8 protein-coding genes are annotated in these 4,323 nt (G+C 37.5%); 2 read left to right on the top strand and 6 right to left on the bottom strand.

Going from position 1 to position 4,323, the window contains the following annotated elements; all coding sequences use genetic code 11:
* The 3 genes from ACFIMC_RS05855 to ACFIMC_RS05845 form a co-directional block, all read right to left on the bottom strand.
* The coding region (locus tag ACFIMC_RS05855) for a DUF1376 domain-containing protein (protein ID WP_375685704.1) at nt 1-524 on the bottom strand (524 nt) is incomplete at its 3' end.
* Nucleotides 514-864: a DUF1376 domain-containing protein gene (locus ACFIMC_RS05850; protein ID WP_375685702.1), complete on the bottom strand. Its 351-nt coding sequence runs from the start codon at nt 862-864 to the stop codon at nt 514-516. The genes ACFIMC_RS05850 and ACFIMC_RS05855, both read right to left, overlap by 11 nt.
* Nucleotides 854-1,327, bottom strand: a complete 474-nt coding sequence (locus tag ACFIMC_RS05845; protein ID WP_375627686.1) for a crossover junction endodeoxyribonuclease RuvC — start codon at nt 1,325-1,327, stop codon at nt 854-856. The genes ACFIMC_RS05850 and ACFIMC_RS05845 overlap by 11 nt, the downstream gene beginning before the upstream one ends.
* 75 nt (nt 1,328-1,402) lie before the next feature.
* Between ACFIMC_RS05845 and ACFIMC_RS05840 the strand changes: the two genes are divergently transcribed.
* Nucleotides 1,403-2,047 carry a hypothetical protein gene (locus tag ACFIMC_RS05840; protein ID WP_375680944.1) on the top strand — a complete coding sequence of 215 codons (645 nt, stop codon included), beginning with the start codon at nt 1,403-1,405 and terminating at the stop codon, nt 2,045-2,047.
* Here ACFIMC_RS05840 and ACFIMC_RS05835 read toward each other — a convergent pair.
* From ACFIMC_RS05835 to ACFIMC_RS05825, 3 genes are read right to left on the bottom strand one after another with little or no spacing between them, the layout of a single operon-like run.
* Complete coding sequence (locus ACFIMC_RS05835; protein WP_375637283.1) at nt 2,044-2,802, bottom strand: hypothetical protein; 759 nt, start codon at nt 2,800-2,802, stop codon at nt 2,044-2,046. The two genes, ACFIMC_RS05840 and ACFIMC_RS05835, sit on opposite strands and share 4 nt — an antisense overlap.
* A gap of 19 nt (nt 2,803-2,821) precedes the next feature.
* Nucleotides 2,822-3,388, bottom strand: a complete 567-nt coding sequence (locus ACFIMC_RS05830; protein ID WP_375685700.1) for a hypothetical protein — start codon at nt 3,386-3,388, stop codon at nt 2,822-2,824.
* Nucleotides 3,389-3,398: 10 nt separating this feature from the next.
* Entirely contained in the window at nt 3,399-3,638 is a 240-nt protein-coding gene (locus ACFIMC_RS05825; RefSeq protein WP_375661845.1) for a helix-turn-helix domain-containing protein, read from the bottom strand.
* Nucleotides 3,639-3,725: 87 nt separating this feature from the next.
* On the opposite strand from ACFIMC_RS05825, the gene ACFIMC_RS05820 reads away from it, so the two are divergent.
* Nucleotides 3,726-4,079, top strand: a complete 354-nt coding sequence (locus tag ACFIMC_RS05820; protein ID WP_273791732.1) for an XRE family transcriptional regulator — start codon at nt 3,726-3,728, stop codon at nt 4,077-4,079.
* The last annotated feature ends 244 nt before the right edge of the window (nt 4,080-4,323 follow it).

Here is a 4,323-nt window from a genome sequence, read left to right as displayed (position 1 = left end):
ACCAAATCGTTTGTTTCTAAATTTTCAAAATCAATTTCTCTTTTTGATAAAATAATATTTTTATTTTTTTTGTTATTGTTAATGTTAATGTTAATGGCATCATCTAGCATTGCATAAGCATTGCTTGTAGCATTGCTATTAGCATTTTTAGCATCATTACGAGCATAAGTTGTATTTTTATCCCATCTTGCCTTTGCTGCCTTTTGTGCTCTTTCTGAAAACTTATTTAAATTATCATTTGAGTTATTGAGTTCCTCTTCAACTCTTAAACTCCACAAACGACCATCTTCTAAACGTATGATCTTCTCATCGCGTAATAAGATGTCTAATGTATTTTTTAGGACTCTCACTGAACAGCCAGCCCACCGTGCTAATTTTGGAGCATCTTCAATAATAGGGCGGCGCTCTTCATACATATATAAGACAAGTGTCATATAAAGACCTTTTTCCACTATACTCATGCCACTAACGTCAACAATCCATTGTGAAGAAAAAAGCCTCGTCCATGGCAACTTAGTTGACATACTTCACCTCCCTTTCTTTATTATTATTGCAAGTGAAATTATCTAGCTCTTCAGTGACGTTATTGAGTTCTTTTTCAACTTCTGAATTCCACAACCCACCATTGTCTAAACGTATGATGAATCCACCTTCAATCAAGGAATTCAAAGCTGCTTCAAACTCTTCTACTGGATAACCAACCCAAAAAGCTAATACCCTTAAGTTGTTTAAAATAGGTTCACCAGTATGGAGCATTAGAAGTCGCAACATGACATAGATACATTTCTCGGTCGGCGACAAACAACCAAGAGTAAGAAGCCATTTGTATGCAAAAAGCCTCGTCCATGGTAATTTAATGGACATACCCCAATTCCCTTTCTTTAACTAAATATAAAATTGCTAAAGCATCTGCTTCGTTATCATCTTTCGGATTGTGCCCTTTTGCACGCACCGCCTTAATCATCTCTTCTTTCGACGCATTCCCCTTGCCTGTCGTCGCTTTCTTAATCGTACTTACTGGTATCCCCTCATACGGTATCTGATGCTGTTCACACCACGCCGTTAACGTTGCTAACAAACCACCGTAAACATGCGCTGCATCTGTACCTTTATGACGCCTCACCTCTTCAAAATACACCGCGTCAATTTGACCTGCTGTCTGCTTTATTTCTGATAGCCATTGTTTAAAACGCAAGTAACGCATTCCACCGCCTTCAAAACGGCGTGATTGAAAATTCACGGTACCACTGAACATGTCACCACTTGCACCACGTATCGCCCACCCCGTTTTGGTACCTAGATCAAAACAAAGAATCGTGTTATTCATCGCGCCGTTCCATACAAAATGTGTTTTATAAAATTATTGTTTCCCCATAAGCGGGGGGAGAAAGATGTGAGAAGTATGCCAACAATATATGATTTATTTTCTTCCATCATTAGTATAGCCGTTGGAGGCTTTGTTTTGTATACAAACTACAAAGCACAAAAAGAAAGATGTTTAGGACAAAAATTGCAAAGTTATAGTGTACGTGAAATTTTGGGACACATGAGTCCAGATAATCCTCAAGACCTTGAAACTTACCTAGAGTTAATCATCCACAATCCTACAAATCAAATAATCAAGATAAATCATATCAAAATACCCGAAGAATATCCGTTTGTATTTAATAAAGTATGCCGACCAGATCCTAACGAAGCTATCACAGACTCTGAAAGAGATAGAAATGGAACAAAGGTCATCCCAAAAACTCCAAAGCACATTGATTTAATAGACCCCAAACTAAAGCCAGAGCATTTGGGTTTTTTTGATCTTTTTAGCATAAAAGCCAAAAGTAAATTAACTCTTCGGTTTAAGATACACCCAAAAGAACCGTCCTTCAGAAAACCTATAATCATTGTAGTTGAACACACCTCATGTAATGATCCAGAAGCAGCGCTTGAAACCAAGTTTTGTCTTGGTTTTTTCCGGTGGACAGACCAGCAAAACAAAACGTGGTTTGATAAACTATTTAAAAGAAAGCTCTTCATGAATAATTCTAATAGCTAAAGCCATATTCCGCACTCCCAATAATAACGGAGTCGCTCCCATATTCTACGGTGCCAAGGTAGAGATGCCATGTATTGTTGTGGTGTTAACATAGACAATTTATAAGTCGTATTGGAAATGTAATTAAAGTTTGGAACTAGGTGATCACCACGTAATCTGCCGCCACCAAAAACAGCCCCTAAACCACTAATCCAACAATTACCTTCGTGACTGAGGTTCTCTTCACTCTCTACCCAGCCACCTAAATCACCTTTCTTTACTTTGCCAAAGCTTCTCAATGCTCGTATTCGGTGTAACTTGAAAGGACCGAGATCAACTGTATCGTCTGTAAGTTCGTATTTCTTTTTACTACTATTAACTAAATCACAACCACTAATAAAACCTGTATCAATCCATGCATCACCACACACACGGGCATTTTCACAAATTATTGCTGTACCGTATACATGTGCATTACCAAAAACTTTAGCATCAAAATAAACAATGGCATTGCCATAAACATGAGCGTTATCATAAACGTTGGCATTACCAAAAACCTTGGCTCGACCGTAAACCCTAGCACTACCATAAACCTTTGCATCGTCCCCAACCCAACAGTCTCCCTCATGACTTAAATTGCTTTCATTTTCAATAAAGCCACCTAAGTCACCTGCGTACACATCTCTAAAATTTCTTAAAGCACGTATACGGTGAAGCGTAACTCCATTAACTTCGATTGTTTCATCAGTAGATTCATACTTCTTTTTAAGTATCATATCTTCCACCTCTATCTTCTCACTTACTTTTCTTCTTACTCTTCTTATTCTTATGAGGCGGCGCTTTTACTACTTCATCACGCTGTTTAAGCTCTTGTGTTAGTCTTTCAACTTGCTCGTCGCGTGATGCAACATCTGCTTTTAGTGCCTGTATCTTTTCACTTTTCCGTTTGAACTCTTCTCGGTACGCATCTATCTTTTGCTTAAGTTCTTCAATTTTCTCGTCGCGTTCTTTAATCTCTTGCTTCAATTCTTTAATTTCCGTATCACGTGATTGAACATCTGCTTCGAGTGTCATTACAACTTCACTTACATTTCTGAACGCCTTTTCATGCTCTTCAGTCTTTTGTTTCAGTTGTTTAATTTCCTCGTCACGTTCTTCAAGATCTGCATCACATTCATCAATTGTCTGCTTGCTTTCCTTTAAATACCTAAACTCATTCTCTTTCATTTTTTTCTTAATATCTTGAACCTGCTCTTTAAGTGCTTTAACTTGGTTGCGATAATGCAATGCAATACGAAACATCACTCCGCTTAAGAGCAAAACTGAAACCACTGCTATCCATAAAATCTCATTCGAACTCATTTTGATCTCCTTAATGCTGCAATCTATCGACCTTCTGATCAACACCGCAGCTCTTGCAAATTTTCGACATTGGGGGGTGTTGCTCTTGATCGCATAAAGATTTTAAAAGATAAGCCACTGCCCCTCTTGAAGGAACACCATATTTTTCCCAACGCCATACTGTTGATTTGTTAACGCCTAATAACGCTGCCATTTCGTCCAGCGTAAGATTAAGGCGTTTGCGTATTTTTTTTGCTTCTATCTTATTCATAAAATTAAGTGTGCAATGTGCACAGAAAAAAGTCAAGTCGAAAAGCACATATAATATGTGCATTATGAATGGAAAGGAGTTGTCAGAATGCAAGAACAAAAACCCGACCAAGCTATACGCTTAACAGAAGCAAGAATTGCCAAAGGATTTAAATCTGCCCGAGCCGCAGCTCAATATTACGGCTGGCCATATTACACTTATATACAACATGAACAAGGAGTTCGCGGCATCAATAAAGCCGCAAGTCGATACGCAAAAGCTTTTAACGTAAGTACAGGTTGGTTATTGACTGGTGAAGGACAGGGGATAAAAACAAAATCTACAACTGCTCTTTCAGACCGCGAACTTCAAGAAGAAGTTTTTAACGCTCTAAAAAATATATCTCCTGAAAAAAAGCAGTGGCTTCTTCGCATTTTAGATACTCTAAAAGACGAAGAATAATAATTAACCTTCTTTTTTTATCTATACTAAGCTTATTCACTGCCTCCATTATAAGGTTATCAATATCATCCATTTTATATATCCCAAAATAATATAATACTCACTAAATATGTTCATGTTGCACATTTTATTGTTGACATATGTGCAATATGCGCATACATATGTTCCATATCTTAGAAAATAACTTTTGCCAATAGGCAGTATGGAGGCATTTGTGAATAAACCAGTGTTTATAAATTCTGAT

This window comes from Bartonella sp. AP21QHHD (genome assembly GCF_042196205.1).
In the GTDB taxonomy this organism is placed as follows: Bacteria; Pseudomonadota; Alphaproteobacteria; order Rhizobiales; family Rhizobiaceae; genus Bartonella.
This window is presented reverse-complemented; position numbering and strand designations above follow the sequence as displayed.